Annotated in this window: 22 protein-coding genes; 18 read left to right on the top strand and 4 right to left on the bottom strand. The window is 63.1% G+C overall.

The window, feature by feature from the left end:
* Positions 1 to 45: 45 nt before the first annotated feature.
* The 5 genes from relA (at position 46) to truD (ending at position 6,555) form a co-directional block, all read left to right on the top strand.
* Positions 46 to 2,220, top strand: coding sequence for a GTP diphosphokinase (relA, locus tag ECTOBSL9_RS13085; RefSeq protein ID WP_063465411.1), 2,175 nt, complete (start codon positions 46 to 48; stop codon positions 2,218 to 2,220).
* A gap of 33 nt (positions 2,221 to 2,253) precedes the next feature.
* Complete coding sequence (locus tag ECTOBSL9_RS17755; protein WP_063465412.1) at positions 2,254 to 2,853, top strand: tetratricopeptide repeat protein; 600 nt, start codon at positions 2,254 to 2,256, stop codon at positions 2,851 to 2,853.
* A complete protein-coding gene (locus ECTOBSL9_RS13095) occupies positions 2,850 to 4,796 on the top strand; it encodes an ATP-dependent DNA helicase (protein ID WP_063465413.1) in 1,947 nt (648 codons plus the stop codon). The genes ECTOBSL9_RS17755 and ECTOBSL9_RS13095 overlap by 4 nt, the downstream gene beginning before the upstream one ends.
* A gap of 68 nt (positions 4,797 to 4,864) precedes the next feature.
* The gene (gene tsaB, locus ECTOBSL9_RS13100) at positions 4,865 to 5,536 is read left to right on the top strand and encodes a tRNA (adenosine(37)-N6)-threonylcarbamoyltransferase complex dimerization subunit type 1 TsaB (protein WP_063466201.1); all 672 of its coding nucleotides are present in this window, start codon (positions 4,865 to 4,867) and stop codon (positions 5,534 to 5,536) included.
* Positions 5,533 to 6,555 (top strand): tRNA pseudouridine(13) synthase TruD, encoded by a 1,023-nt coding sequence (gene truD / locus ECTOBSL9_RS13105; RefSeq protein WP_063465414.1) that lies wholly within the window; start codon positions 5,533 to 5,535, stop codon positions 6,553 to 6,555. The genes tsaB and truD overlap by 4 nt, the downstream gene beginning before the upstream one ends.
* On the opposite strand, the gene ECTOBSL9_RS13110 is transcribed toward truD, so the two are convergent.
* The 3 genes from ECTOBSL9_RS13110 to ECTOBSL9_RS13120 all read right to left on the bottom strand — a co-directional run bounded on the left by ECTOBSL9_RS13110 (position 6,552) and on the right by ECTOBSL9_RS13120 (position 8,591).
* Complete coding sequence (locus tag ECTOBSL9_RS13110; protein WP_063465415.1) at positions 6,552 to 7,277, bottom strand: Crp/Fnr family transcriptional regulator; 726 nt, start codon at positions 7,275 to 7,277, stop codon at positions 6,552 to 6,554. The genes truD and ECTOBSL9_RS13110 overlap by 4 nt on opposite strands.
* Before the next feature lie 75 nt (positions 7,278 to 7,352).
* Positions 7,353 to 7,928 carry a DUF3365 domain-containing protein gene (locus ECTOBSL9_RS13115; RefSeq protein WP_063465416.1) on the bottom strand — a complete coding sequence of 192 codons (576 nt, stop codon included), beginning with the start codon at positions 7,926 to 7,928 and terminating at the stop codon, positions 7,353 to 7,355.
* 117 nt (positions 7,929 to 8,045) lie between these two features.
* Positions 8,046 to 8,591 (bottom strand): Smr/MutS family protein, encoded by a 546-nt coding sequence (locus ECTOBSL9_RS13120; protein WP_063465417.1) that lies wholly within the window; start codon positions 8,589 to 8,591, stop codon positions 8,046 to 8,048.
* A 76-nt stretch (positions 8,592 to 8,667) separates the two neighbouring features.
* On the opposite strand from ECTOBSL9_RS13120, the gene surE reads away from it, so the two are divergent.
* The 5 genes from surE to rpoS are packed head-to-tail and all read left to right on the top strand — an operon-like array spanning position 8,668 to position 12,632.
* Positions 8,668 to 9,423, top strand: coding sequence for a 5'/3'-nucleotidase SurE (surE, locus tag ECTOBSL9_RS13125; protein WP_063465418.1), 756 nt, complete (start codon positions 8,668 to 8,670; stop codon positions 9,421 to 9,423).
* Positions 9,424 to 9,446: 23 nt separating this feature from the next.
* Positions 9,447 to 10,085, top strand: a complete 639-nt coding sequence (locus ECTOBSL9_RS13130; protein ID WP_063466202.1) for a protein-L-isoaspartate(D-aspartate) O-methyltransferase — start codon at positions 9,447 to 9,449, stop codon at positions 10,083 to 10,085.
* Positions 10,082 to 10,666 carry a YqaA family protein gene (locus tag ECTOBSL9_RS13135; protein WP_063465419.1) on the top strand — a complete coding sequence of 195 codons (585 nt, stop codon included), beginning with the start codon at positions 10,082 to 10,084 and terminating at the stop codon, positions 10,664 to 10,666. Before ECTOBSL9_RS13130 ends, ECTOBSL9_RS13135 begins: the two co-directional genes overlap by 4 nt.
* Before the next feature lie 16 nt (positions 10,667 to 10,682).
* Positions 10,683 to 11,531 carry a peptidoglycan DD-metalloendopeptidase family protein gene (locus ECTOBSL9_RS13140; protein WP_063465420.1) on the top strand — a complete coding sequence of 283 codons (849 nt, stop codon included), beginning with the start codon at positions 10,683 to 10,685 and terminating at the stop codon, positions 11,529 to 11,531.
* Positions 11,532 to 11,564: 33 nt separating this feature from the next.
* Positions 11,565 to 12,632 (top strand): RNA polymerase sigma factor RpoS, encoded by a 1,068-nt coding sequence (gene rpoS, locus ECTOBSL9_RS13145; protein WP_063465421.1) that lies wholly within the window; start codon positions 11,565 to 11,567, stop codon positions 12,630 to 12,632.
* 5 nt (positions 12,633 to 12,637) lie between these two features.
* Here the strand turns inward: rpoS and ECTOBSL9_RS13150 are convergent, their stop codons facing one another.
* Complete coding sequence (locus ECTOBSL9_RS13150; protein ID WP_063465422.1) at positions 12,638 to 13,012, bottom strand: Mth938-like domain-containing protein; 375 nt, start codon at positions 13,010 to 13,012, stop codon at positions 12,638 to 12,640.
* A gap of 137 nt (positions 13,013 to 13,149) precedes the next feature.
* On the opposite strand from ECTOBSL9_RS13150, the gene alaC reads away from it, so the two are divergent.
* From alaC to ECTOBSL9_RS13190, 8 genes are all read left to right on the top strand, one after another.
* Complete coding sequence (alaC, locus tag ECTOBSL9_RS13155; RefSeq protein WP_025281384.1) at positions 13,150 to 14,349, top strand: alanine transaminase; 1,200 nt, start codon at positions 13,150 to 13,152, stop codon at positions 14,347 to 14,349.
* A 385-nt stretch (positions 14,350 to 14,734) separates the two neighbouring features.
* Positions 14,735 to 15,100 carry a response regulator gene (locus tag ECTOBSL9_RS13160; RefSeq protein ID WP_025281385.1) on the top strand — a complete coding sequence of 122 codons (366 nt, stop codon included), beginning with the start codon at positions 14,735 to 14,737 and terminating at the stop codon, positions 15,098 to 15,100.
* Between the two features lie 37 nt (positions 15,101 to 15,137).
* Entirely contained in the window at positions 15,138 to 17,528 is a 2,391-nt protein-coding gene (locus tag ECTOBSL9_RS13165) for a chemotaxis protein CheW (protein WP_063465423.1), read from the top strand.
* Positions 17,525 to 18,028, top strand: a complete 504-nt coding sequence (locus tag ECTOBSL9_RS13170; protein ID WP_063465424.1) for a chemotaxis protein CheW — start codon at positions 17,525 to 17,527, stop codon at positions 18,026 to 18,028. The genes ECTOBSL9_RS13165 and ECTOBSL9_RS13170 overlap by 4 nt, the downstream gene beginning before the upstream one ends.
* 39 nt (positions 18,029 to 18,067) lie before the next feature.
* Positions 18,068 to 20,554 (top strand): methyl-accepting chemotaxis protein, encoded by a 2,487-nt coding sequence (locus ECTOBSL9_RS17760; protein ID WP_082829936.1) that lies wholly within the window; start codon positions 18,068 to 18,070, stop codon positions 20,552 to 20,554.
* 83 nt (positions 20,555 to 20,637) lie between these two features.
* Positions 20,638 to 21,471 carry a CheR family methyltransferase gene (locus tag ECTOBSL9_RS13180; protein ID WP_063465425.1) on the top strand — a complete coding sequence of 278 codons (834 nt, stop codon included), beginning with the start codon at positions 20,638 to 20,640 and terminating at the stop codon, positions 21,469 to 21,471.
* Positions 21,468 to 22,079: a chemoreceptor glutamine deamidase CheD gene (gene cheD, locus ECTOBSL9_RS13185; RefSeq protein WP_063465426.1), complete on the top strand. Its 612-nt coding sequence runs from the start codon at positions 21,468 to 21,470 to the stop codon at positions 22,077 to 22,079. Before ECTOBSL9_RS13180 ends, cheD begins: the two co-directional genes overlap by 4 nt.
* Positions 22,080 to 22,100: 21 nt before the next feature.
* Complete coding sequence (locus tag ECTOBSL9_RS13190; protein WP_240480985.1) at positions 22,101 to 23,330, top strand: methyl-accepting chemotaxis protein; 1,230 nt, start codon at positions 22,101 to 22,103, stop codon at positions 23,328 to 23,330.

A 23,330-nucleotide genomic window follows, 5' to 3' on the forward strand; every position in this document is an offset into this window, starting at 1 on the left:
GGCCCCATCGCCCGCCGCACCCAATGCCGGATATACTCTGCGCCCATGCGTCACACCCAATACGACAAGACCCCTCTCGCCCGGCAACCCCATGAGGCGTTGCTGGAGCGATTTGCGCCCACGGACGGCGCCAACCCCGAGCCTCGCCTGGGCAAGGCGATTGCGGATGCCCTGCGGGACCATAAGCGTATCGGCTCACAGCCCCACTGCCTGGATGTGGCCGAGAATCTGCGCGTCTTGGGCGTGGATAACGACACCCTGATCGCTGCCCTGCTGCTGGATGGACATCTGGACGGCTCACTCGGCGACGAGCACATCCGCGATCAGTTTGGCGATACGGTGGCCTGCCTGGTGCGCAATGTGCATCTGCTCACCACCTTCAAACGCTCCGCCAGCCAGGTGGAAAGTACACCGGAACAGGCAGAACGACTCCGGCGCATGCTGCTGGCCATGGTGGACGATGTGCGCGCCGTGCTCATCAAGCTGGCCTATCGCCTCCAGCATCTGCGCCTGTTGTCCGCCGAGCCGGACGATCTGGCCCGGGCCATTGCCCGCGAGACCCTGGAGATCTTTGCACCCCTGGCCAATCGCCTGGGCGTGGCCCAGCTCAAGTGGGAGATGGAGGATCTTTCCCTGCGGATTCTGGAGCCCAGGGAATACCGCCGCATCGCGAAGCTGCTTGAGGAAAGTCGCACGGAAAGAGAGCGTTACATCATGGACTTCACAGAGCACCTCAGGAAGGCGCTAAGGGAGGAGCAAGTCCAGGCCGAGGTGCAGGGGCGACCCAAGCATATCTACAGCATCTGGCGAAAGATGCAGCGCAAGAACCTGGAATTCGAGGATCTTTATGATCTCAGGGCCGTCCGGGTGATTGTGGACCGACTGTCGACCTGCTACGCCGTGCTGGGCGTGGTGCACAGCACCTGGCCCCACATTCCCAAGGAGTTCGACGACTATATTGCCAACCCCAAGGATAATGGCTATCAGTCCCTGCACACGGCGGTCATTGGCCCGGAAGGCAAGGTGGTGGAGGTGCAGATCCGCACCCGGGGTATGGATGAGTTTGCCGAACTGGGGGTGGCAGCCCACTGGCGCTACAAGGAGGGCGGTCGCGAGGATCAGGCCCTGTCCCGGGCCATCACATCCCTCAGACGACTTCTGGAAAATCAGGATAACGATCGGGAACTGCTGGATAATTTCCATTACGAGCTGTTCCACGACCGGGTCTTTGTGCTCACGCCCCATGGCGATGTGATCGACCTGCCCAAGGGGGCCACCCCCCTGGATTTCGCCTACACCATCCACACCGAGGTGGGGCACCACTGTCGGGGCGCCAAGGTGAATGGGCGCATTGTGCCGCTCACCTACGAATTGCGCTCCGGGGAACGGGTGGAGGTGCTCACCAGCCAGTCCGGCGGGCCCAGCCGGGACTGGATGAACCCGAACATGGGTTTTCTGCGCACTGCCCGGGCCCGGGCCAAGGCGCGCAGTTGGTTCCGGCAGCAGGACCATGACAAGAACCTGTCCGAGGGGCGCGCCGTGCTGGAGCGGGAAGCCCAGCGCCTGGGGGTGAGCACGCCGGACATGGATGAACTGATGCGCCGCTTCAAGCAACCAGGTCGGGATGAGTTGCTGGTGGCCATTGGTTCCGGAGAGATCACCCCCGCGCAATTGGCTGGCGCCATGCAGGTGCCCATCGAACTTACTCCGGAAGAGACCCTGATGGGTCGCCGTCACCGGCACCCGTCGCCAGCAGACAAGGCCACCGACAAGGGCATCCGTATTCGGGGGGTGGGCAACCTGCTGACGCAGATGGCCGGTTGCTGCCGGCCGGTGCCCGGGGACCGGGTGATTGGCTACATCACCCGAGGCAAGGGAGTCACCATCCACCGGCGCGACTGCGTGCACATCCTGCGCATGTCCGAGGAAGAACGTCCGCGCCTTGTGGAGGTCACCTGGGGCGAAGATACCCAGGCCTACCCGGTCAAGGTCACCGTGGAGGCCTTTGACCGCCAGGGGTTGCTCCGGGATATCACTCAGGTACTGGCGAATGAGCGGGTCAATGTCCTCTCCGCCGCCACCCAGACCGATCCCGCCGAAAACACCGTCACCATGGATCTCACCCTGGAGATCACCGACACCACACAACTGAGCAAGGTGCTGGACAAGATCGGCGCGGTGGCCAATGTCTTCTCGGTGCGCCGGGTATCCGCCGGCTGATCGGCCGAATCGACCAACCATGAGGTGTTCCACATGACCACGCCCTTGAGCGCCCTGCGGGGAATCCTGCCGCTGTGGGTTCTGGTGATTCTGGCCACCGGCTGTGCCGGTATGCCCGACATGCGCCCGCCAGCGCCCACTCCCAGTGAACCCCCCACCCGCGCGCAGGTGCCCGCACCCGAGCCGGTCCCTGAGCCGGAACCCCGGGTCGAGCCCACACCGGAAACCAGTCGTGTGCCGGCGCCCTCCATTGCCCGACAGGAACCCGCACGAGAGGAACAGGCCCGGACACAACAACCGCCCGCCGTGCTGGCCCTGGCCAGGGATGCGGATGACCGGATGCAGCAGGGCGATGCCGATGGCGCCGCCGCCGCACTGGAGCGGGCCCTGCGCATCGCCCCCGATGACGCCCGCCTGTGGCAGCGTCTGGCGGCCGTGCGGCTGGAACAGGGGCAACCGGAGCAGGCCGTGAATCTGGCGGGACGCTCCAATGCCCTGGCCCGCGGGGATCAGGCATTGCAGGCCCGCAACTGGCGCATCATTGCCGAGGCTCGACGGCGCATGGGAGATCATGCCGGAGCCAATGAAGCCGAAGAACGGGCCCGCTCCCTGGCCCCGGGAGAACTGGGTTGAGTCAGGACTGCGAGCACGTATTGGGAGACGACGGCCCCCTGGCCCGGGAGCTTGAGGATTTTCGTCCGCGCCAGGCCCAGCAGGATATGGCCCAGGCCGTCGCCGAAGCCATGGAGGGGCAGGCCACCCTGGTGGTGGAGGCAGGAACCGGCGTGGGCAAGACCTTTGGCTATCTGGTGCCCGCACTGCTCGATGGCGGCAAGGTGATCATCTCCACCGGCACCCGCAACCTTCAGGATCAGCTCTATCACAAGGACCTGCCCCTGGTGGCCGGCGCCCTGGGCGTCTCCCCCCGAACAGCCCTGCTCAAGGGCCGGAGCAACTACCTCTGCCCACATCGTCTCAACATGACCCTGGCGGAGGGTCGAATGCTGGAGCCCCGCCTGGTGGAGCCCCTGCGCAGGGTGCAGGCCTGGGCGGACAAGACCCGCCATGGTGACATCGCCGAACTCACCGATCTGGGGGAGGATGCGGAGATCTGGCCCCGGGTGACCTCCACCGTGGACAACTGTCTGGGTCAGGACTGCCCTGAATACTCTGCCTGTCATGTGGTACAGGCGCGCCGCCGGGCTCAGGAGGCCGAGGTGGTGGTGGTCAATCACCACCTGTTGTTCGCCGATCTGGCCCTGCGTGGCGAGGGCTTTGGTGAGCTGTTGCCCTCGGCCAATGCCTTTGTCCTGGACGAGGCCCACCAGTTGCCGGATGTGGCTGGCAACTTCTTTGGGGTCACGGTGAGTGCGCGGGCGTTGACGGACCTGGCCCGGGACAGCATTGCCGAGTTGCTCAACAACGCCCCGGATATGGGTGAGCTGCGGGATCGGGCCGATGCCCTCACCCAGGCCGTCAAGGCATTTCGCCTTGCACTGGGAGAAGGTCCGGGCCGGGGGCCATGGGTGTCATTGGCCACGAAACCGGCCGTGGAGCAGGGACTGGATGACCTGGAAAATCGTCTCACGAGGCTGGCCGACGGACTGGAGGCGGTGGCCGAGCGGGCCAAGGGCCTGGAGTCCTGCGGGCGTCGCGCTCGGGAACAACTGGAGCGGCTGTCGCTGTTTCGTGGCCCCCAGGAGAATGCCGTGCAATGGTACGAGGCCTGGACCCGAAGCTTCAGCCTGCACGTCACGCCCCTGGACGTGGCCGCCCTGTTCAAGGAACACCGTGGTGCCTATCAAAGTGCCTGGATCTTTACCTCCGCCACCCTGTCGGTGGACGGTGGTTTCGATCATTTCAACCGCCGCATGGGCCTGGAAGATCCGCGCTGCCTGCTTCTGGACAGCCCATTTGACTACCAGGCCCATGCCCGGTTGTTCCTGCCACCCCGCCTGCCCGAACCCAACGATGGCCGATTCACCGGGGCCCTGGTGGACATGGCGGTACCGCTGATTCGCGACAATCCCGGCGGCACCTTCATGCTGTTCACCAGCCTGAAGGCACTACGGGAGGCAGCACAGCGTTTGCGCGACCAACTGGACAGGCCGCTGCTGGTTCAGGGTGAGGCCTCGCGTAATGTCCTGCTGGAGCGTTTCCGGGAGGCTGGCAATGCCGTGTTGCTGGGCTCCCACAGCTTTTGGGAGGGGGTGGACGTGCGCGGCACCGCGCTCACTTGCGTGATCATCGATCGTCTGCCCTTTGCGGCGCCCGGGGATCCGGTCCTGGAGGCACGCATCGCCCGAATTCGCCAGGGCGGGGGCAATCCCTTCCGTGATCTGCAGCTGCCCCAGGCCGTCATCAGTCTGAAGCAGGGTGCCGGCCGACTGATCCGGGACATCAGCGACCGGGGCGTGCTTGTGCTGTGTGATCCACGCATCCGTTCAAAGAGTTATGGCAAGACCTTCATCAAGAGTCTGCCCCCCATGCAGCCGGCGACCGACGACCGGGAGGTGATCCAGTTCCTCCAGTCCGGCCCGTCCCTTCAGACCTCATCCGAACGAGCCCCCCAGTGACCACCACCACTCCGCGCAACCTCCTTGCCATCGAGACGGCCACCGAGGCCTGTTCGGCCGCCCTGTGGATGGAGGGTCGGATCCATGTGCGCTTTCAGGAGGCACCTCGGGCCCATGCACGGCTGATCCTGCCCATGATGGAGGCGGTGCTGGCTGAGGGGGGGATCGCCCTGGGGCAACTGGATGCCCTGGCCTTTGGTCGGGGCCCGGGAGCCTTCACGGGTGTGCGGGTGGCCACGGGCGTGATCCAGGGGGTGGCCTTTGGTGCCGATCTGCCGGTGGTGCCCATCTCCACCCTGGCGGCACTGGCTCAGCAACGGCTCGATGCTGGAAGCAGACAGGTGCTGGCCGCCCTGGATGCCCGTATGGGTGAGGTGTACTGGGGTGCCTTCGAGGCCGACGCAGGCGGGCTGGCGGTGCCGGTGGGCCACGAATGCGTCTGCCCGCCCCTGGCTGTTCCTGAACCGCCCGACGGGGCTTGGGAACCCATCGGCCGCGGCTGGTCCGCCTGCCAGGAGGCATTGGCCCAACGGCTGGATATGCGGGCCGACTCCCCCTGGGATGATTGTCTGCCCAGCGCCGCAGACGTGGTACGCCTGGCGGCACGGGGCCTGGCCCTGGGCGAAGGCGTGCCGGCCGAGCAGGCGCTGCCGGTCTACCTGAGGGATCAGGTGGCCAATAAACCTCGACAAGTCACGCGGCCCGGCAGCGCCGGCGCGGCCCAGGACACTCAGTCATGAATGCCTTCAGCACCGACCCCAATGCCCCGCTGATCAAGGCGCGCCTGCGTGCGACGCCAGCCGATTTTCAGGTGGATGAACTGCCCATTACCACGCCCGAGGGGGAGGGTGAGCATGTCTGGCTGCATCTGCGCAAGACCGGCCTCAACACGGATCAGCTGGCGGGCATGCTCGCTCGCGCGGCGGGGTTACCACGACGGGCCGTGAGTTATGCCGGGCTCAAGGATCGCCATGCGGTGACCACCCAGTGGTTCAGCGTCCATCTGCCCGGGTGTGACGCCCCCGACTGGTCTGATCACCTGCCGCCTGAAGTGGAGATCCTCACCGCCCAGCGGCACCGTCGCAAGCTGCAGACGGGGCATCTTCGCGGCAACCGCTTTCAGATCCGGCTACGGGACTGCGAGGGAGACCGAGAGGCAACGGAGGCACGGTTGCAGGCCATTGCCCATCGAGGTTTGCCGAATTTTTTCGGGGAACAGCGTTTTGGCCATGATCGTGGCAACCTGGACAAGGCTCGGGCACTGTTCTCTGGGGAGATTCGTGTACGCGACCGCAAGCTCAGGGGGCTATACCTCTCGGCGGCCCGCTCGGAGATCTTCAACCGGGTGCTGGCAAGGCGGGTGGAGGAGGATCACTGGGATCGGGCCATGCCCGGGGATGCGATGCAACTGGATGGTTCTCGCAGTTTCTTCATCCACCGGGAGGAGGATCCAACGGTGGCCGAGCGGGTGACCGCCTTCGAGATCCACCCCACCGGCCCACTATGGGGGCAGGGGGATGGCCTCACCGAGGGGATGGCAGCACGACTGGAAGCCGAGGTGCTGGAGGCCGCGGACCTGATCGACCTGGCCCGTGGCCTGGAAGGCGCTGGCCTGTCCCAGGAGCGGCGTGCCCTGCGCATCTGTGTGAAGGATCTGTGCTGGTGTTGGCTTGATGAGGCTGATCTGGAGCTGCGCTTCGAACTGCCCGCTGGTGCCTATGCCACCACGGTCATCCATGCCGTGGCGGACACGGCCTAACCGATCCGGGGGGATCCAGTGACCGGGGCCAGCTTGCTCGAAGGATAGCCACCCCCCAGCTTGCTGAGCGCTTCGCGATCGTGAAGCGTCAGCACGCCTGCCTTTTCGGACACATAGCCACGACGCTTCCACTCCGCGAAGAAGCGGCTCACCGTCTCCACCGTCAGGCCCAGCAACTCGCCCGTCTCGGTGCGCGAGAGGGGCAGGGGTACCTGCTCATGGCCGCCGTTCTTGTCGGCCCAGTAGAGCAGGAAGGTGGCCAGGCGCTCGTTGGCCTTCTTGGTGCCCAGCTCCACGGCCAGGGTCTCCACCTGTTGCAGGGCAGCCGCCCAGCGGGCGAGCAGGGCATTGTTCAGGGTGGGATGGTCGGTCTGCAGGCGCTTGAGCACGTTCAGCGGCAACCGACAGACCTGCACCGGGGTGAGGGTCGTGGCGGTGTGATTGTAGGTCTGCCCCAGCAGGCTCTCCGCCCCCATGATATCCCCCTGGGTCAGCAGACGCAGGATCTGTTCACGGCCATTGACGGCGGTACGGGTGAGCTTGACCACGCCATCCTTGAGTGTGTAGGAGGCCACGGCCTCGGCATTTTCCTGATAGATCACCTCGCCCGCCGGAATCACCAGGTGTTCGGCGGGATTATCGAGGCTTTCCACCACCGCATCCGGCAGGGCACCGAAAAGGCTCTCGGCACGCACGGGACAGCGCATGCAGTCGTTGTCCATGAGTGGGGCCGGTGGCCGGCCCCCGTTGGGTTTGTTTCGTATGCTCATAGTACCGGGCCGGTGCCGATGATGTGGTTACATGGGTTGAACGAGGGTGAAGGCACCACGGATCTGTCCTTCTGAATAACCGGTGGCCTGGTCGTCGGGGTATTTGCGCAACAACGCCTGCTCCACGTCGTAGCGCACCTCGGCGCCATGGCAGGTCATGCACAATTCGCCAGCGGGAATGGCACGCATGTAGCGAATCTCCCGGACCCCGCCATCCTCCCGAACCTCGTGATGCTCCATGGTCTTGGGGTCCTCACCAGCCGCCAGGCGTTCCTCAAAGGCGTTGAGTACGCCACGCTCCCAATCGTCAGGAGCATTGTCGGGATTGCGCAGTTGCAGGCTGGTGCGGCCGGTCTGAATGCCGGTGCTTTCAGAGATCTCCTGGGCAATCTCGGGGGCTCGTTGGCTGCAAACGTCGATGGCATGCACCGGGCCCCCTTCCTCCACGGCAGTCTTGAGCTCGGTCTGCAGGGACTGGGCAAACTGCTGGACCGCCTCCCGGGCCTGCTCCAGATGGACTTCGGTATCATCCTGAGCCCACAGCGGAGTGTGGGCCAGCGCCATGGCCGCCAGGGCCAAACTGGGAAATATCGTTTGTCTCATGTGAATCCCTCCCGCGATTTCACTGTTTTCCCGGCATGATCACTTGGCATACTAGCATGAGATTACTCAATAAAACCCACACTGGAATAATGAAATAGATGAAAGTTAGGATGAGCGTCAGTCCTTCAGCCGTAACAACACAAGAACGGCCCCGGTGCCACCCATGGCTGGCGGGGCAGAGCAGTAGGCCAGCACCTCGGAACGCTGCCTGAGCCATTGGGCCACGCGACTCTTGAGCACCGGCCCTCTATTGCTGGAGCGCAGCCCCTTGCCGTGGATGATTCTCACGCAACGCAGGCGCCTTTCCCGGGCTTCAGCCAGGAACAGGACCAGGGCTTGATGGGCTTCGCGGGCGAAGAGACCATGGAGGTCCAGTTCATCGGCAATGCGATACTGTCCCCGGCGCAGTTTCCGGAACACCTGCCGCTGCAGTCCCTCGGCCATATGGGTCAGTTCGTCGCCGGGTTGCACATCGATGCCATCAAAGGGATCCTCCTCCAGGGCCTCGATCACGCGACGGCGATCGGCCTCAGCCTGGCGAGGACGTGGCGGGGGAGGGCGGCGCTGCAAGGGCTGGCGGTCGCTGCGCACGGGCTGTACCTGCCCTACCGCGGCCCTGAACAGGGCCATGTCGTCGTCCTCCGGCAGTTCGTTGGGGGGCATGACAGATCTCCGTTGGGACATGCGTCTAACACGGGGTTTCCAGTATATTAGCCACCTGACTTCACAGTGACCCACTATGCGTATCCTGCTCAGTAATGACGATGGTGTCCATGCACCAGGACTGCAACAGCTGGCCAAGACCCTGCGTGGCCGGGGCCAGGTGACCGTGGTGGCTCCGGATCGGGACCGCAGCGGTGCCAGCAATTCACTCACGCTTTCGCGACCGTTGCGGGCCACCACACTGGATAACGGTGACGTGCGTGTGGACGGTACGCCCACGGACTGCGTGCACCTGGCCTTGACCGGTCTGCTGGCCGAGGAGCCGGACATGGTCATCTCCGGCATCAATGCCGGCGCCAACCTGGGTGACGATGTTCTTTATTCGGGTACGGTGGCTGCCGCCATGGAAGGGCGGTTTCTGGGGCTACCGGCGATTGCCGTCTCCCTGGCAGGCCAGCAGCAATGCAAGCATTATGATTCCGCCGCCCAGGTGGTCCTGGAACTGCTGGATCGACTGCGCAGCATTCCACTTCCTTCCGACACCATCCTCAATGTCAACGTTCCCGACCTGCCCCGGGGCGAGATCCGGGGCTATCAGGCCACCCGCCTTGGGCATCGTCACAAGGCGGAGCCGGTGACCCGCTCTACCGATCCCCGGGGTCGTCCCATCTACTGGGTGGGTCCTTCAGGCCCGGAACAGGACGCCGGGCTGGGGACCGACTTCCATGCCGTGCGCTCCGGCTACGTTTCGGTCACGCCGATTCAGGTGGACCTGACCCGCTACGAGGCCATGGACATCGTCAGCCGCTGGCTCACGGAGGGCGAGGCTTGAATCATGATCTGACCGGAATCGGCATGACGTCCCAGCGTGCCCGGGATCGTCTGGCCGGGCGTCTTCGAGAACTGGGCATCCGTGATCCCCGGGTGCTGGAGGTGATTCGCGCCACGCCCCGCCATCTGTTCGTGGACGAGGCCCTGGCGCACCGCGCCTATGAAAACACCGCCCTGCCCATCGGGTTTGGCCAGACCATCTCCCAACCCTACATCGTCGCCCGCATGACCGAGGCGCTGTTGGCCGAGGCCACGCCGCAGATGGTGCTGGAGGTGGGCACAGGCTCCGGGTATCAGGCAGCCGTACTGGCACAACTGGTGGAACGGGTGATCAGCCTGGAAAGGATTCGCCCGCTACAGCGCCAGGCCCGTGAAGTGCTCAGCCTCATGCGGTTGCAGAACATCAGCCTGCGTCATGTGGATGGCCATCATGGCTGGCCGGAAAACGCCCCCTACGATGCCATCCTGCTCACCGCAGCGCCCCGGGTGATCCCCGAGGCCCTGCTGCTGCAACTGGCTATGGGCGGGCAGTTACTGGCCCCGGTGGGTGAGGAGAGCGGGGCGCAGACCCTGGTACGCATCACACGCACCCCGGAGGCCTATGTGAGACAGGATCTGGGCCCGGTGAGTTTTGTGCCGCTGTTGCCGGGAGAGGTGCCATGAGGCTCTTTGGTCCCTTGTATGACCGGGTGATGATGTGGTCGCGACATCGCCATGCCCCGCGCTATCTGGCGGGACTGTCGTTCGCCGAATCGTCTTTTTTTCCCGTACCCCCCGACGTGATGCTGGCCCCCATGGCGGCAGCGCGCCCCGATCGAGCCATGCGCCTGGCCCTGATCACCACGGTATTCTCCGTACTGGGCGGCCTGCTCGGATACCTGCTGGGCTACCTGGCCTTTGAGCTGCTTCAGCCGGTGATTGTGGGGGCGGGCTATGGCGAGGAGCTTGTACGCGCCCAGGAGTGGTTCTCCGTGTGGGGCGTCTGGGTGGTCCTGGTGGCCGGCTTCTCGCCCATCCCCTACAAGCTCTTCACCGTCACCGCCGGGGCCCTGTCCATGGCGCTGCTGCCTTTCGTGGTGGCCTCGTTCCTGGGCCGGGGGGCACGCTTTTTCGCCGTGGCCCTGATCATCAGCTGGCTGGGCCCCCGGGTGGAACCGCGCCTGCGCCCGTACATCGAATGGATAGGATGGGCGTCGGTCATCCTGCTGGTTCTGGCGGTGATCATTTATCAGTTACAGGGGTGAGAAACAAACTGTGCGCATGGCAGCGGTGGCAGCCTGGGTGCTTATCCTGCTGATGCTGGCCGCCTGCGGCACGCCTCAGAGGTCGGGTGAATTGGGATTCCGCTCTGGCGTGCACACGGTGCGGCATCACGAAACCCTGTATGCCATCGCCTGGCGCTATGGTCTCGAATGGCAGGACCTGGCCCGCTGGAACGATATCGACGAACCCTACACGATCTATCCTGGGCAGCGTTTGCGCATGAACCCGCCGCCCGGCGACCGTCAACGCACCGTGGCTCAGGCGCCGCCAGCGCAGCGGGGCGGAACGCCCCGCGAGACCCGCAACGAACCGCCGCCAGTACAGCAACCCCGTCCAGTCGAGCCGCGAGCCGAGAGGCCGCCAGCACAGCAACCTCGTCCGGTCGAGTCGCGACCCGAGACGGCCCCTCAGGCCAGATCCACCCCCCCGGCCTCCAGCTCACCACCCACGCAACGCAGCACTGCCTCCAGCGGGGCCATCGACTGGCGCTGGCCTACCGACGGCGAGGTGATACGCTCGTTCCCGGCCTCCGGCACCGGCAAGCGGGGGATCGGCATCTCGGGGCAGCCGGGCCAGTCGGTGCGGGCCGCCGCCAGGGGGCGGGTCGTCTACAGCGGAAGTGGACTTGTCGGATATGGAAAGCTTATCATCGTCAAACACGATGACACCTATCTCAGCGCCTATGCGCACAACGAGAAAATCCTTGTAAATGAAGGAGCTGAGGTGTCTCAGGGGCAGGAGATCGCGCTCCTTGGCGACACTGGAACCGATCGCCCCATGCTGCATTTCGAGATCAGAAAAGACGGGAGGCCCGTGGATCCATCAAGCTATTTGCCGAGTCGATAAAACAAGGGGCAACCGCCCCGCACAGGAGGTCACATGCCGAGAAGGCGAGATAAGAACCCCGTGTACGAGGATGGTGAGGAAAAGGTTGAGGAGGAAGTGCTGTCGGAACCTGAGGACCGGGTGACAGCGTCACTGAAGGACGCTGAAGAAAGTGACACCACCCCGATGCTGTCGGATGAGGTGGTGGGATCGAGTACCCAGGACGACGCGGAGGATGAAGAAGATGAGGAGAAGGTCGTGTTCGCCGCGGGCGAACCTCCCAGGGCCGACCTGGACGCCACCCGGCTGTACCTCAGCGAGATCGAGTTCTCCCCTTTATTAACGCCGGAGGAGGAGGTGTATTACGCCCGCCTGGCCCAGAAGGGAGACGAAACCGGCCGACGCAAGATGATCGAGTGCAATCTGCGCCTTGTGGTCAAGATTGCCCGACGCTACATGAATCGGGGCCTGGCGCTTCTGGATCTGATTGAAGAAGGCAACCTGGGCCTGATCCGCGCCGTGGAGAAGTTCGATCCGGAGCGTGGCTTCCGCTTTTCCACCTACGCCACCTGGTGGATCCGTCAGACCATCGAGCGGGCCATCATGAACCAGACCCGCACCATTCGCCTGCCCATCCACGTGATCAAGGAGCTCAACGTCTACCTGCGTGCCGCCCGCAAGCTGGCCCAGGAGCTGGACCACGAGCCCACCGCCGAGGAAGTGGCCCGCCACCTGGACAAGCCGGTACAGGACGTCAAGCGGATGCTGGCGCTTTCCGAGCGGGTGACCTCGGTGGATCTCCCCATCGGCAAGGATGGCGACCGCCCCCTGCTGGACGTGATTCCCGACGAGCATACTCCCGAGCCCTCCGACCTTATCCAGGATGAGGATGTGGTGCAGTACGTGGATGACTGGCTCATGGAACTGGACGAGAAACAACGGGAGGTGATCGTTCGCCGCTTCGGCCTGCACGGGTTTGAGCGTGCCACCCTGGAGCAGGTGGGCTTCGAGCTGGGCGTGACCCGGGAGCGGGTGCGCCAGATACAGATGGATGCCCTGAAAAGACTGCGCAAGATCCTGGAAAGTCGGGGATTCTCGGAGGATACCCTGCTGCAGAATTGAGTCGCTTAGCCCGGGATCAACAGTACCGCCGCCACTCTGCGCCCTTCGCCCATGACGATGTTGTAGGTTCGGCATGCCGCCGACGTGTCCATCACCTCCAGGCCGATACCCTGGGCACGGATGGCATACAGCACCTCCCGGGGAGGCCAGCGCAGGGTGGGGCCGGTCCCCAGGAGCACAATCTCGGGAGACAGCGCCAGCACGGGCTCGAGAGCCTCGAGCTTGAGGTCATCCACACGGGAGACCGGCCACTGGGGTATGAGTTGATCGGGCAGCACCACCACGCTCTCATGATGAGCCACCTGGTTCACCTGCACCCCACCACCCCCATAGGCGGTGATGATGTTCTGGCCCTCGCCATACTCACGCGTCATCTTCATGAGTTAAAAGTACAACCCAGCCAGGCCGCAGGCAAGCCGCAGCGGGCAGCCTCAGGCGCATTGATTGACAGTCCCGGGGTGCCCCTTTATTGTTTCTGGTTTCCCTTTTCCCGACTCTCCAGCCCTTGGAAACACCCGTGATCGACGACTTTCCCAGAATCAAGCGTCTTCCGCCGTATGTCTTCAGCATTGTCAACGACCTGAAGGCCAAGGCCCGCGCCCGGGGCGAGGATGTGATTGATTTCGGCATGGGGAACCCTGATCAGCCCACGCCGCCCCATATCGTCGAGAAACTGGTGGAAGTCTCTCGCCGCGGCGACACCCATCGCTATTCCGTATCCAAGGGCATCCCGCGCCTGCGCCGCGCCATCTGCCGCTGGTACAAGGACAACTACGATGTGGATCTGGATCCGGAGACCGAATCCATTGTCACCATTGGCTCCAAGGAGGGCCTGGCGCATCTGGCCCTGGCCACCCTGGGGCCCGGCGACGCGGTTCTGGTGCCCAACCCGGCCTATCCCATCCACCCCTATGGGTGCGTGATCGCCGGCGCCGACATCCGTCATGTCCCCCTGACGCCGGATGTGGATTTCTTCGCGGAACTGGAGCGGGGCATCCAGGAATCCTGGCCGCGCCCGAAGATGCTGATCCTGAATTTCCCGGCCAACCCCACCACCCAGTGTGTGGACCTGGAATTCTTCGAGAAGGTGGTGGCCATTGCCCGGGAGCACAAGATCTGGGTCGTGCACGATCTGGCCTATGCCGAGATCGTCTTCGATGGCTACAAGGCCCCCTCCATCCTGCAGGTGCCCGGCGCGAAGGATCTGGCGGTGGAGTTCTACACCCTCTCCAAGAGCTACAACATGCCCGGATGGCGCGTGGGTTTCATGTGCGGCAATCCCACCCTGGTGGCGGCCCTGGGGCGCATCAAGTCCTACCTGGACTATGGCACCTTCACCCCCATCCAGGTGGCGGCCATTGCCGCGCTTGAAGGGCCGCAGGACTGCGTGGAAGAGATCCGCCAGCTCTATCTCAACCGCCGCGACGTGCTCTGCGACGGGCTCAATGCCCTGGGCTGGGAAGTGGAAAAGCCCAAGGCCACCATGTTCGTCTGGGCGCCGATCCCGGAGCCTTACCGGGAAATGGGTTCACTGGAGTTTTGCAAGAAGCTGTTGCGTGATGCCAAGGTGGCGGTATCGCCGGGCATCGGTTTCGGCAATCACGGCGATACCCATGTGCGCTTCGGTCTGATCGAAAACGAGCATCGCACCCGCCAGGCCCTGCGCGGTATCAAGGCCATGTTCCGCGAGGATCAGCGCAAGGCTGAGACCGCTTGAGTGCGGCGGGCCCGGCGGACGAGTCGCCGGGCTGTCCCCCCACCCCTGCAGCGCCTGTCGGTGCCATGGTGCCGACAGGCTGCCCGCCGTTTCCCCAATAGCCCGTTTACCCCCTTCATTTTTATCCCGCCCGGCCGCTAAGAAAGTGGAGGGCGGCAGGGGCGTGGCCGTACGGTCTCTTTTCGGTGATGGATGGCGCACCAAAACAGAGAATCCCGTCACAAAAACGGTTCCCGAGGTTCGACGCCTGGGTTAGCATGGAAAGTTGGTAAACGGGACACCGTGAGCGAATGATTTTTCTCAATTTTTCCAGGGGTATGGGGCAAGCTGCGCCGTAACCCGCCCACTCAAGGTCAAGTCTTAAGGGAAGGGGAGTACGTACCACATGGCCAAATCAATTCTTACGGTGGACGATTCCGCATCGATTCGCCAGATGGTGTCTTTCACGCTCAAGGGGGCAGGCTATACCGTCACCGAGGCGGTGGATGGGCAGGACGGCCTGGACAAGGCCCGGTCCGGCAATTTCAACCTGATCTTCACCGACCAGAACATGCCCCGTCTCGATGGCCTTGGCCTGATCAAGCAGTTGCGCGCCATGCCGCAGTACAAGAGTGTGCCGATCCTGATGCTCACCACAGAGTCCGGTGAAGCCATGAAGACACAGGGGCGCGCCGCCGGGGCCACGGGTTGGCTGGTGAAACCCTTCGACCCCCAGAAGCTTCTTGAAGTCGTGCGCAAGGTGATCGGCTGATCATCCCATACCTGACATTCCTTGAAGGAGGGCGGGAATGACCATCGACATGACCCAGTTCTACCAGGTGTTCTTCGACGAAGCCGATGAACATCTGGCGGATATGGAGAGCCTGCTGCTGGAACTGGATGTCGATCAGCCGGATCTGGAGATGCTTAATGCCATCTTCCGGGCTGCCCATTCCATCAAGGGGGGCGCCGGCACCTTTGGCTTTACGGACATGGCCCGGGTCACCCATATACTGGAGACCCTGCTGGACCGCCTTCGCAAACAGGAGCTTCAGCCCGCCACCGAGATGGTGGATGCCTTTCTGGAGGCTGGCGATGTGCTCAAGGCACAGCTGCAGGCTCATCGGGAAGGTGAGGAATACCAGGATGAGCGCATCGACCGGGTCTGTACCTGGCTGGAGCGACTCACCCACGGCGAGCAACCTGCCGGCGCACCCCCACCTGTGGCCCCAACCGCCCCCCCGGCGCAACCCACCCCGGCGCGGGCGGCTGAGCCCACCTGGAAAATCAGCTTTGACCCCCATGCGTCTGAATTCAAGGCGGATGTCCACCTGGATGCCCTGGCCGAAAGCCTGGGGGAACTGGGTACCCTGAAGCGGTATTCCGAGGCCACCGGGCGCCCGGTCGTCTGGCACCTTTCGGGCCCCGGGATCAGCCTGGCCAGTATTCAGGAGATCTTTGATTTCATCTGCGATCTGGATGGCGTGCAGATCGCACCCATGGACGACGCGGAAAAGAGCGCCGCGCCTGCCGCTGACAATGGGGATGAGGCCTTTGGCTTTTTCGATGAGGCCCCCGGCACACCCCAGGAAGCGGAAGATCCGGGATACGGTTTCTTCACGGACTCCCCTGCCGCGCCCGTTGCGACCCCAACGGAACAAACTGGCCAGGCCTCGGACAGCGGCTATGGGTTCTTCGAGAACGCCCCGGGTGCGGAGGCCTGCCAGGACACCGACTCAGACGGCTTTGGCCTCTTCGGCAATAGCCCGGGCATGGAACAGGTGGCCTCTCAGGCCGCCCACGACCGGGAGGAGAACGCCCAGGGCTACGGCCTGTTCGATCCCTCGCCCGGCTATCCCTCATCGACCCAATCCGGCGATGACAACCCCCGAGGTCAGCCGGAGACGCCAGCAAAAGGCGGTGACTCCGGTGGCGCACCACCGAACAAGGAAAACACGGCCAAATCCCAGCCTCCCAAGCGGGGTCCCAGCGGGGATTCCTCCATCCGTGTCAGTGTCGAGAAGGTGGATCAGCTCATCAATCTGGTGGGCGAACTGGTGATCACCCACGCCATGCTCGCGGAATCTGCCACCCATCTGGACCCGGTCACTCACGAGAAGATCTTCAGCGGCCTGTCCAACCTGGAACGCAACTCCCGGGACCTGCAGCAATCCGTCATGTCCATCCGCATGATGCCCATCAGCTTCGTGTTCAATCGCTTCCCCCGGGTGGTGCGCGATACCGCCGCAAGCCTGCAGAAGAAAGTCACCCTGCGCCTGGTGGGTGAGGACACGGAACTGGACAAGGGGCTCATCGAGCGACTGGCGGACCCACTGAACCATCTGGTGCGCAACAGCATCGACCATGGTATTGAATCCCCCGAAAAACGTCGGGCGGCGGGCAAGTCCGAGACGGGTGAGATCGTCCTGCGTGCCAGTCATCAGGGAGGCAATATCGTCATCGAGGTGAATGATGATGGCGCCGGACTGAATCGGGAAAAACTCCTGGCCAAGGCCACCGAGCGGGGCGTCCCCATGTCGGACAACCCATCCGACAAGGAGGTGTTCCAGTTGATCTTCGCGGCTGGCTTCTCCACCGCCGACAAGGTGACCGACATCTCCGGTCGTGGCGTGGGCATGGATGTGGTTCGCCGCAACATCGAACAGATGAATGGCCGTATCGAGATCGACTCCGCGCCCGGGCAGGGCACACGCATCACCATCCGGCTACCCCTGACCCTGGCCATCCTGGACGGGATGGCCGTGCGCCTGGGGGACGAGACCTTCATCCTGCCCCTGACCGCCATTCGCGAGTCCATCCAGCCCAAACGGGAACAGTTCAAGACGGTGTCCGGCAAGGGGCGGGTGCTCAACACCAGCGGGGAGTACCTGCCTCTGGTGGTGTTGCAGGACATCTTCGAGTTAGGGCAGGTCGGCCAGAGCCTCGAGGACAGTATCGTGGTGATCGTCGATACCAACGAGGGCCGCATGGCCCTGGTGGTGGATGAACTGATGGCTCAGCAGCAGGTGGTGATCAAGAGTCTGGAAACCAATTATCGCAAGGTGCGTGGCGTTTCCGGGGCCACCATCCTGGGCGACGGGCGCGTGGCCCTGATCCTGGATGTGGATGAATTGGTGCAACTGAACCAGGAAATGCAGCCCAGACGCACAGGCACTTCGGAACAGGGGAATCTGGCATGAGTGAAGATCTGAAGGATCGGGCCGTCATCACCAGCGATGACAGCCGGGAATACCTTACATTCACCCTGGGAGATGAGGAATATGGCATCGATATCCTCAATGTCCAGGAGATCCGTGGCTACGATGCGGTGACCAAGATCGCCAACTCGCCGGATTACATCAAGGGCGTGATCAATATGCGCGGGGTCATCGTGCCCATCATCGACATGCGCCTGAAGTTTCATCTGGGACAGGTGGAATACAACCAGTTCACGGTGGTGATCATCCTCAACATCTCCGGGCGGGTGATCGGCATGGTGGTGGATGGTGTTTCGGATGTGGTCGCTCTCAAGGGAGAGCAGATCCGGCCGGCACCGGAATTTGGCGCGGTGCTGGACACCGCCTACATCGACGGACTGGCCACGCTGGATGAACGCATGGTGATCGTCGTCGATATCGAAAAACTCATGACCAGCGGCGATATGGGGCTGGTTGACCGGATTCAGAACGAATCCACCTGAGTCTCGGGCTAATTTAATAAGCTTCAAGGAGTCAAGGCCATGCGTTGGTTCAATAATCTATCGGCAGGCATCAAGATTGCGCTGCTTGGCGGCGTGTTACTGCTCTCCCTGGCGTATGCGGCCTTCGAGGCCTATCAGGGGTTTACTGGCTGGTCCAATTATTCCCAGCAGGTCCGCGACAACCGCCTGCCTTCCATGGAGGCCCTCGGTCAGATGAACACCGAGCGCATGGCCATCCGTGCTCAGACGGTGGAAGTCATGCTGCAGGATGAGGCCTATACGGACAAATCCGCGCTTCGGGACATCGCCCAGCAACGGGCCCGTTCCTGGGAAACCGTTGATCGCTATTGGGAGCAGTTTGCCGAAATTCCTCGCCTCACCGACGCAGGTCAGCAGCTGTATAACCGTTTGCGCGGTGAATACCAGGCCTGGAGGACCATCTATGTGGACCTGGATGCCCTGATCGATAACATGATCCGCACCCAGGATCCCGCTCAGTTCGACGCCTACATGCAGGAGTACCAGGCAACGGTTGAACGCATGATCCCCATCTCCAACACCATGGGCGCCACCTTCGTGGAACTGGTGGACGGCAACGTGGCCCGGGCCTCTGCCGATGCGGATATGAATGTGGAGACCGCTGCCTCCGAGATCCGTGAGCTGTTCTGGATTGCTTCCATCGCCATACTCATCTCTGTTGCCCTGGCGGTGCTGACCTTCATCAGCATGGTGCCGCCGCTGCGGTCTCTGGTGGCCAAGTTCGATGCCATCGGGGCCGGTGACTACGATCAGGAAATCGAGCAGACCCGCAAGGACGAGGTGGGTAAGGCCCTGAAGGGCCTGGCGGACATGCAGGCCAAACTCAAGGCGGACATCACTGAGACCAAGCGTGTGGCGGCTGAAAACCTGCGCATCCGATATGCCCTGGATACCGTTTCCTCCAATGTCATGGTCTCTGACACGGATGCCCAGATCGTTTACGCCAATGATGCGGTGATCGGCATGTTCCGCAAGGGCGCCAACGACATCCGCAAGGATCTGCCCAACTTCGATCCTGACCGGGTGCGCGGCTCCAGCATGGATATGTTCCATAAGCGTGCAGCCCATCAGCGTCAGATGACGGAATCCATGCAGTCCACCCACGAAACAGAGATCGTCATCGGCGGGCGTACCTTCAAGCTCATTGCCAGTCCTATCTTCGATGAGGAAGGCCAGCGTCTGGGGGCGGTTATTGAATGGGCCGACCGCACCGAAGAATTGAAGGTGGAACGGGAAGTGACGCACCTGGTGGAAGGCGCCGTGAAGGGCGATTTCAACCAGCGTATCGCCACCGAGGAGCTGAGTGGCTTCTTCAAGCGTCTGGGTGATGCTATGAACCAGCTTGTGGAGCGCACCTCCACGGGTCTGGGTGAGGTGGCCCGAGTGCTCAACGCCGTCGCCGACGGGGATCTGACTCAACGCGTGACCGGTGACTACGAAGGCACCTTCGGGCAATTGAAGGAAGACACCAACGCCACCGCCATTCGCCTTCAGGAGCTGATCGGCCAGATCAAGGAGTCCGTGGATGCCATCAACACGGCGGCCCGAGAGATTGCAGTAGGCAATACCGATCTGTCCCAACGCACCGAGGAACAGGCTTCCAGCCTGGAGGAAACCGCTTCCAGCATGGAAGAGTTGACCTCAACGGTGAAGCAGACGGCCGACAATGCCCGCCAGGCCAACCAGCTCTCGATCAACGCCCGCGATGTGGCCAGCCGGGGTGGTGATAAGGCCAGGGAGGCCATGGATTCCATGAAGGCCATCACGGAAAGCGCCGACAAGATCGGCGAGATCATCACCGTGATCGACGGCATTGCCTTCCAGACCAACATCCTGGCCCTGAACGCAGCGGTGGAGGCAGCCCGGGCCGGGGAACAGGGTCGGGGCTTTGCCGTGGTGGCTGGCGAGGTGCGCAACCTGGCACAGCGCTCGGCCGCCGCCGCCAAGGAGATCAAGGCCTTGATCGCCGAGGATACGGCGACCATCGAGACCGGCAGCAAGCAGGTACTTGCCGCCGGACAGACCATGGGAGAGATCGTCAACGAAGTGAAGCGGGTCTCGGATCTCATTGCCGAAATCACCGCCGCGGCCGATGAGCAAAGCACGGGTATCGAGCAGGTCAACAGCGCCGTCACCCAGATGGACGAGGTCACGCAGCAGAATGCCTCGCTGGTGGAGGAGGCCGCTGCGGCTGCCGAGTCCCTGGAGGAGCAGGCCCAGGGTCTGGCGCGTGCGGTCAGCGTGTTCCGGGTGGATGAGGGTGCCATGGGTTCTGGCGGCCATCAGTTACCGGCGGCTTCCAAGGCCCCCAGCCGGGCTCTGCCAGCCGCGAACAAGGCTCAATCCGGGCGCCCGGCGACCGCTGGCAAAGCGGCCACCGGTAGCAGCAGCAAGCCCCCGCAGGGCAAGGCAGTGGGTGGTGGCGCGAAGCCGGGCAACCGGCCCGCCTCGCGTGCCAACCCGGACGATGAGTGGGAAGAGTTCTGAGCGCCATCGGAGCCAGCCATCCATGACAAGGCCCTTCAGGCCCGGTGCCTTGCACCGGGCTCACATCGCCAGCGGTCACGCCCATGCGTGACCGGGAATTCGATTTCAGGGACGCCGACTTCGAGCGAATCCGGCGAATGATTTATGAATATGCCGGCATCTCGCTCAATCCGGGCAAACGGGACATGGTCTACAGCCGTGTGGCCCGGCGCCTGCGTCAGGCGGGCCTGAATTCCTTTGAGGCCTATCTGGATCGCCTGGAGGTGGATGCCGAGGAATGGCAGCACTTTGTTAATTCGCTGACCACCAACCTCACTTCCTTTTTCCGGGAGGCCCATCATTTTCCGGTGCTCTCTGAGCATGCCACCCGGATGCACGGCAGCCATCGACGCACGCTGAGGATCTGGTCGGCCGGATGCTCCACTGGGGAGGAGCCGTTTTCCATCGCCATGACCCTGATCGACACGTTCGGCAGCTGGACGCCGCCCGTGAAGATCCTGGCCACGGACCTGGATACGCAAGTGGTGCGCCATGCGGCCGAAGGCATCTATCCCATGGAGCGCATCGAAAAGATGCCGCAGAATGATGTGAAACGCTTTTTTCTGCGGGGCAAGGGCAGTCGTGAGGGCATGGTGCGGGTCAGGCCTCAGGTGCGGGAACTCGTCACCTTCGAGTCGCTCAATCTGCTGGGGCCGAGCTGGCCACTCAAGGAACCCTTTGATGCCATCTTTTGCCGCAATGTGTTGATCTATTTCGACAAGCCCACCCAGTACCGGCTGCTGTCCAGGTTTCATCCCTTGCTGCATCCGGAGGGCCTGTTGTTCGTGGGGCATTCGGAGAGCCTGGCCCATGCCTCCGATCTGTTCCGCTTGCAGGGCAAGACGGTCTGTGTGCCGGTGGCGAGGGGGCGCCCATGAGCGAAGGTTTCGAGGAGGTCCTGGCACCCAACCTGTACTATGACCGGCACTTCGACATGGATGCCGTCAAGATACTGCCGGGAGAGTACTACGTCTCCAATCGGGAGCTGCTGATGGTGACTGTACTGGGCTCCTGTGTGGGGGCCTGCGTCAGGGATCGTCTGCGGGGCATTGGGGGCATCAATCACTTCATGCTGCCCGACGACAAGCGCAACGAGGACAGTCGCGTGGGCAGTTCCATGCGCTATGGGGATTACGCCATGGAGATCCTGATCAACCAGCTGATCAAGCTGGGGGCGCGTCGGGAAAACCTGGAGGCCAAGGTATTCGGTGCCGGCAATGTGCTGCCCGGGTTCAAAAGCAATATCGTCGGAGAGCGCAACGCCCAGTTTGTCACCGATTACCTGGCGACGGAGGGCATTCCCATCGCGGCAAAGGACTTGCTCGGTAATCACCCGCGCAAGGTTTACTTCTTCCCCACCACCGGGCGGGTACTCGTGAAGAAACTGCGCAGTCTGCACAACGAGACCATCATCGAGCGGGAACTGAGCTACAGCCAGAAACTGCGCCAGGCCAAGGTGTCCGGCGAAGTGGAACTGTTCGACTGACGTATGCGAGGAGACCGATTCATGCAGGGCTTAGGAATGGAGGCAATCACACGGGCGCTCACACCCCACTGGCCAGCGGTGATGACCAGTGTGGCCGCCATCGTCGTCTGGGTGCTGCTGTCGCTGCCTGCCTGGCCCGGCATGCTGTTGATCGCCCTGGCCTGGGTCGGCTCCCTGCTCTGGCAGGCCCGTGATGGCGTCCATGCCGGACAGGCAGCCCAGGCCCTGGCCGATGAACAGCAGGGCACACTGGACAGTGACCGGGAGTTATGGAACCTGGTTGTTGAGATTGATGCCCTCATGGCGCCGGAGACAAGCGAGTTACGCACACTGGTGGGGCAGGCCCGGGAATTGATCCGGGATGCCGTGCGTGATCTGCAGGACAGTTTCCACAACCTGAACCAGACGTCCCGGGAACAGCAGGAACTGGCGCTGAGACTCATCAAGGGCATGTCCAGCGATGCTCAGGGGACCTCCAGTGTTGAGGCCATCGACATGGACCACTTCATGGAGGAGAACGGCAAGGTGCTGGCCCAGAACGTGCAAATGCTCATCGACATGGGCAAGCACAGCGTGGAGGTGGCTCATCATGTGGACGATCTCTCCAGCCTGATGAATGAGATCTTCGGGCTGCTCGACAGTGCCAAGCACATCGCCGGACAAACCAACCTGCTGGCTCTGAACGCTGCCATTGAGGCGGCCCGTGCCGGGGAGGCGGGCCGGGGATTTGCCGTGGTGGCCCAGGAGGTGCGCAAGCTCTCCCGGGATTCGGATAAGTTCAATGAGCAGATCCGCGCCCAGGTGGAACAGGCCAACCGACTCTTTGGTGATGCCCGCGAGGTGGTTGGCCGCATGGCCTCACAGGATCTGAACACATCCATCACGGCCAAAGGCAGCATGGATGAGATGATGGAGCAGCTGCAGAAGCTCAATCAGAGCCTGTCCGAGGGGCTGGATCATATGTCCGGCGTGGCCGAGCGCGTGCAGCAGAATGTGGATGCGGCGGTCAGGCTGTTGCAGTTCGAGGACATTGCGGGTCAGGTGCTTGACCGGGCCCATACACGCATCGACTTCATGGAACGCTTTGTCTCCGAGCTGCGCCAACTTCCCATGGTGGAGCCGCAAAGATCGCAGCAACAGCTGGAACAGGCCCGCGGTCGGCTCAAGGCGCTGCGTGAGGAGTTACGGGATGCTGCCCACCGTCCCGTGCATCAAAAATCCATGGACGAAGGTGATATTGAACTCTTCTGA

Origin of the sequence: Ectothiorhodospira sp. BSL-9, assembly GCF_001632845.1 — a bacterium.
Classification (GTDB): Bacteria; Pseudomonadota; Gammaproteobacteria; order Ectothiorhodospirales; family Ectothiorhodospiraceae; genus Ectothiorhodospira.

Coding starts and splice junctions, on each gene's coding strand:
- relA (WP_063465411.1), top strand. CDS start 46: ATGCGTCACACCCAATACGACAAGACCCCTCTCGCCCGGCAACCCCAT.
- ECTOBSL9_RS17755 (WP_063465412.1), top strand. CDS start 2,254: ATGACCACGCCCTTGAGCGCCCTGCGGGGAATCCTGCCGCTGTGGGTT.
- tsaB (WP_063466201.1), top strand. CDS start 4,865: ATGGAGGGTCGGATCCATGTGCGCTTTCAGGAGGCACCTCGGGCCCAT.
- truD (WP_063465414.1), top strand. CDS start 5,533: ATGAATGCCTTCAGCACCGACCCCAATGCCCCGCTGATCAAGGCGCGC.
- ECTOBSL9_RS13110 (WP_063465415.1), bottom strand. CDS start 7,277: ATGGACAACGACTGCATGCGCTGTCCCGTGCGTGCCGAGAGCCTTTTC.
- ECTOBSL9_RS13115 (WP_063465416.1), bottom strand. CDS start 7,928: ATGAGACAAACGATATTTCCCAGTTTGGCCCTGGCGGCCATGGCGCTG.
- ECTOBSL9_RS13120 (WP_063465417.1), bottom strand. CDS start 8,591: ATGCCCCCCAACGAACTGCCGGAGGACGACGACATGGCCCTGTTCAGG.
- surE (WP_063465418.1), top strand. CDS start 8,668: ATGCGTATCCTGCTCAGTAATGACGATGGTGTCCATGCACCAGGACTG.
- ECTOBSL9_RS13130 (WP_063466202.1), top strand. CDS start 9,447: ATGACGTCCCAGCGTGCCCGGGATCGTCTGGCCGGGCGTCTTCGAGAA.
- ECTOBSL9_RS13135 (WP_063465419.1), top strand. CDS start 10,082: ATGAGGCTCTTTGGTCCCTTGTATGACCGGGTGATGATGTGGTCGCGA.
- ECTOBSL9_RS13140 (WP_063465420.1), top strand. CDS start 10,683: ATGGCAGCGGTGGCAGCCTGGGTGCTTATCCTGCTGATGCTGGCCGCC.
- rpoS (WP_063465421.1), top strand. CDS start 11,565: ATGCCGAGAAGGCGAGATAAGAACCCCGTGTACGAGGATGGTGAGGAA.
- ECTOBSL9_RS13150 (WP_063465422.1), bottom strand. CDS start 13,012: ATGAAGATGACGCGTGAGTATGGCGAGGGCCAGAACATCATCACCGCC.
- ECTOBSL9_RS13160 (WP_025281385.1), top strand. CDS start 14,735: ATGGCCAAATCAATTCTTACGGTGGACGATTCCGCATCGATTCGCCAG.
- ECTOBSL9_RS13165 (WP_063465423.1), top strand. CDS start 15,138: ATGACCATCGACATGACCCAGTTCTACCAGGTGTTCTTCGACGAAGCC.
- ECTOBSL9_RS13170 (WP_063465424.1), top strand. CDS start 17,525: ATGAGTGAAGATCTGAAGGATCGGGCCGTCATCACCAGCGATGACAGC.
- ECTOBSL9_RS17760 (WP_082829936.1), top strand. CDS start 18,068: ATGCGTTGGTTCAATAATCTATCGGCAGGCATCAAGATTGCGCTGCTT.
- ECTOBSL9_RS13180 (WP_063465425.1), top strand. CDS start 20,638: ATGCGTGACCGGGAATTCGATTTCAGGGACGCCGACTTCGAGCGAATC.
- cheD (WP_063465426.1), top strand. CDS start 21,468: ATGAGCGAAGGTTTCGAGGAGGTCCTGGCACCCAACCTGTACTATGAC.
- ECTOBSL9_RS13190 (WP_240480985.1), top strand. CDS start 22,101: ATGCAGGGCTTAGGAATGGAGGCAATCACACGGGCGCTCACACCCCAC.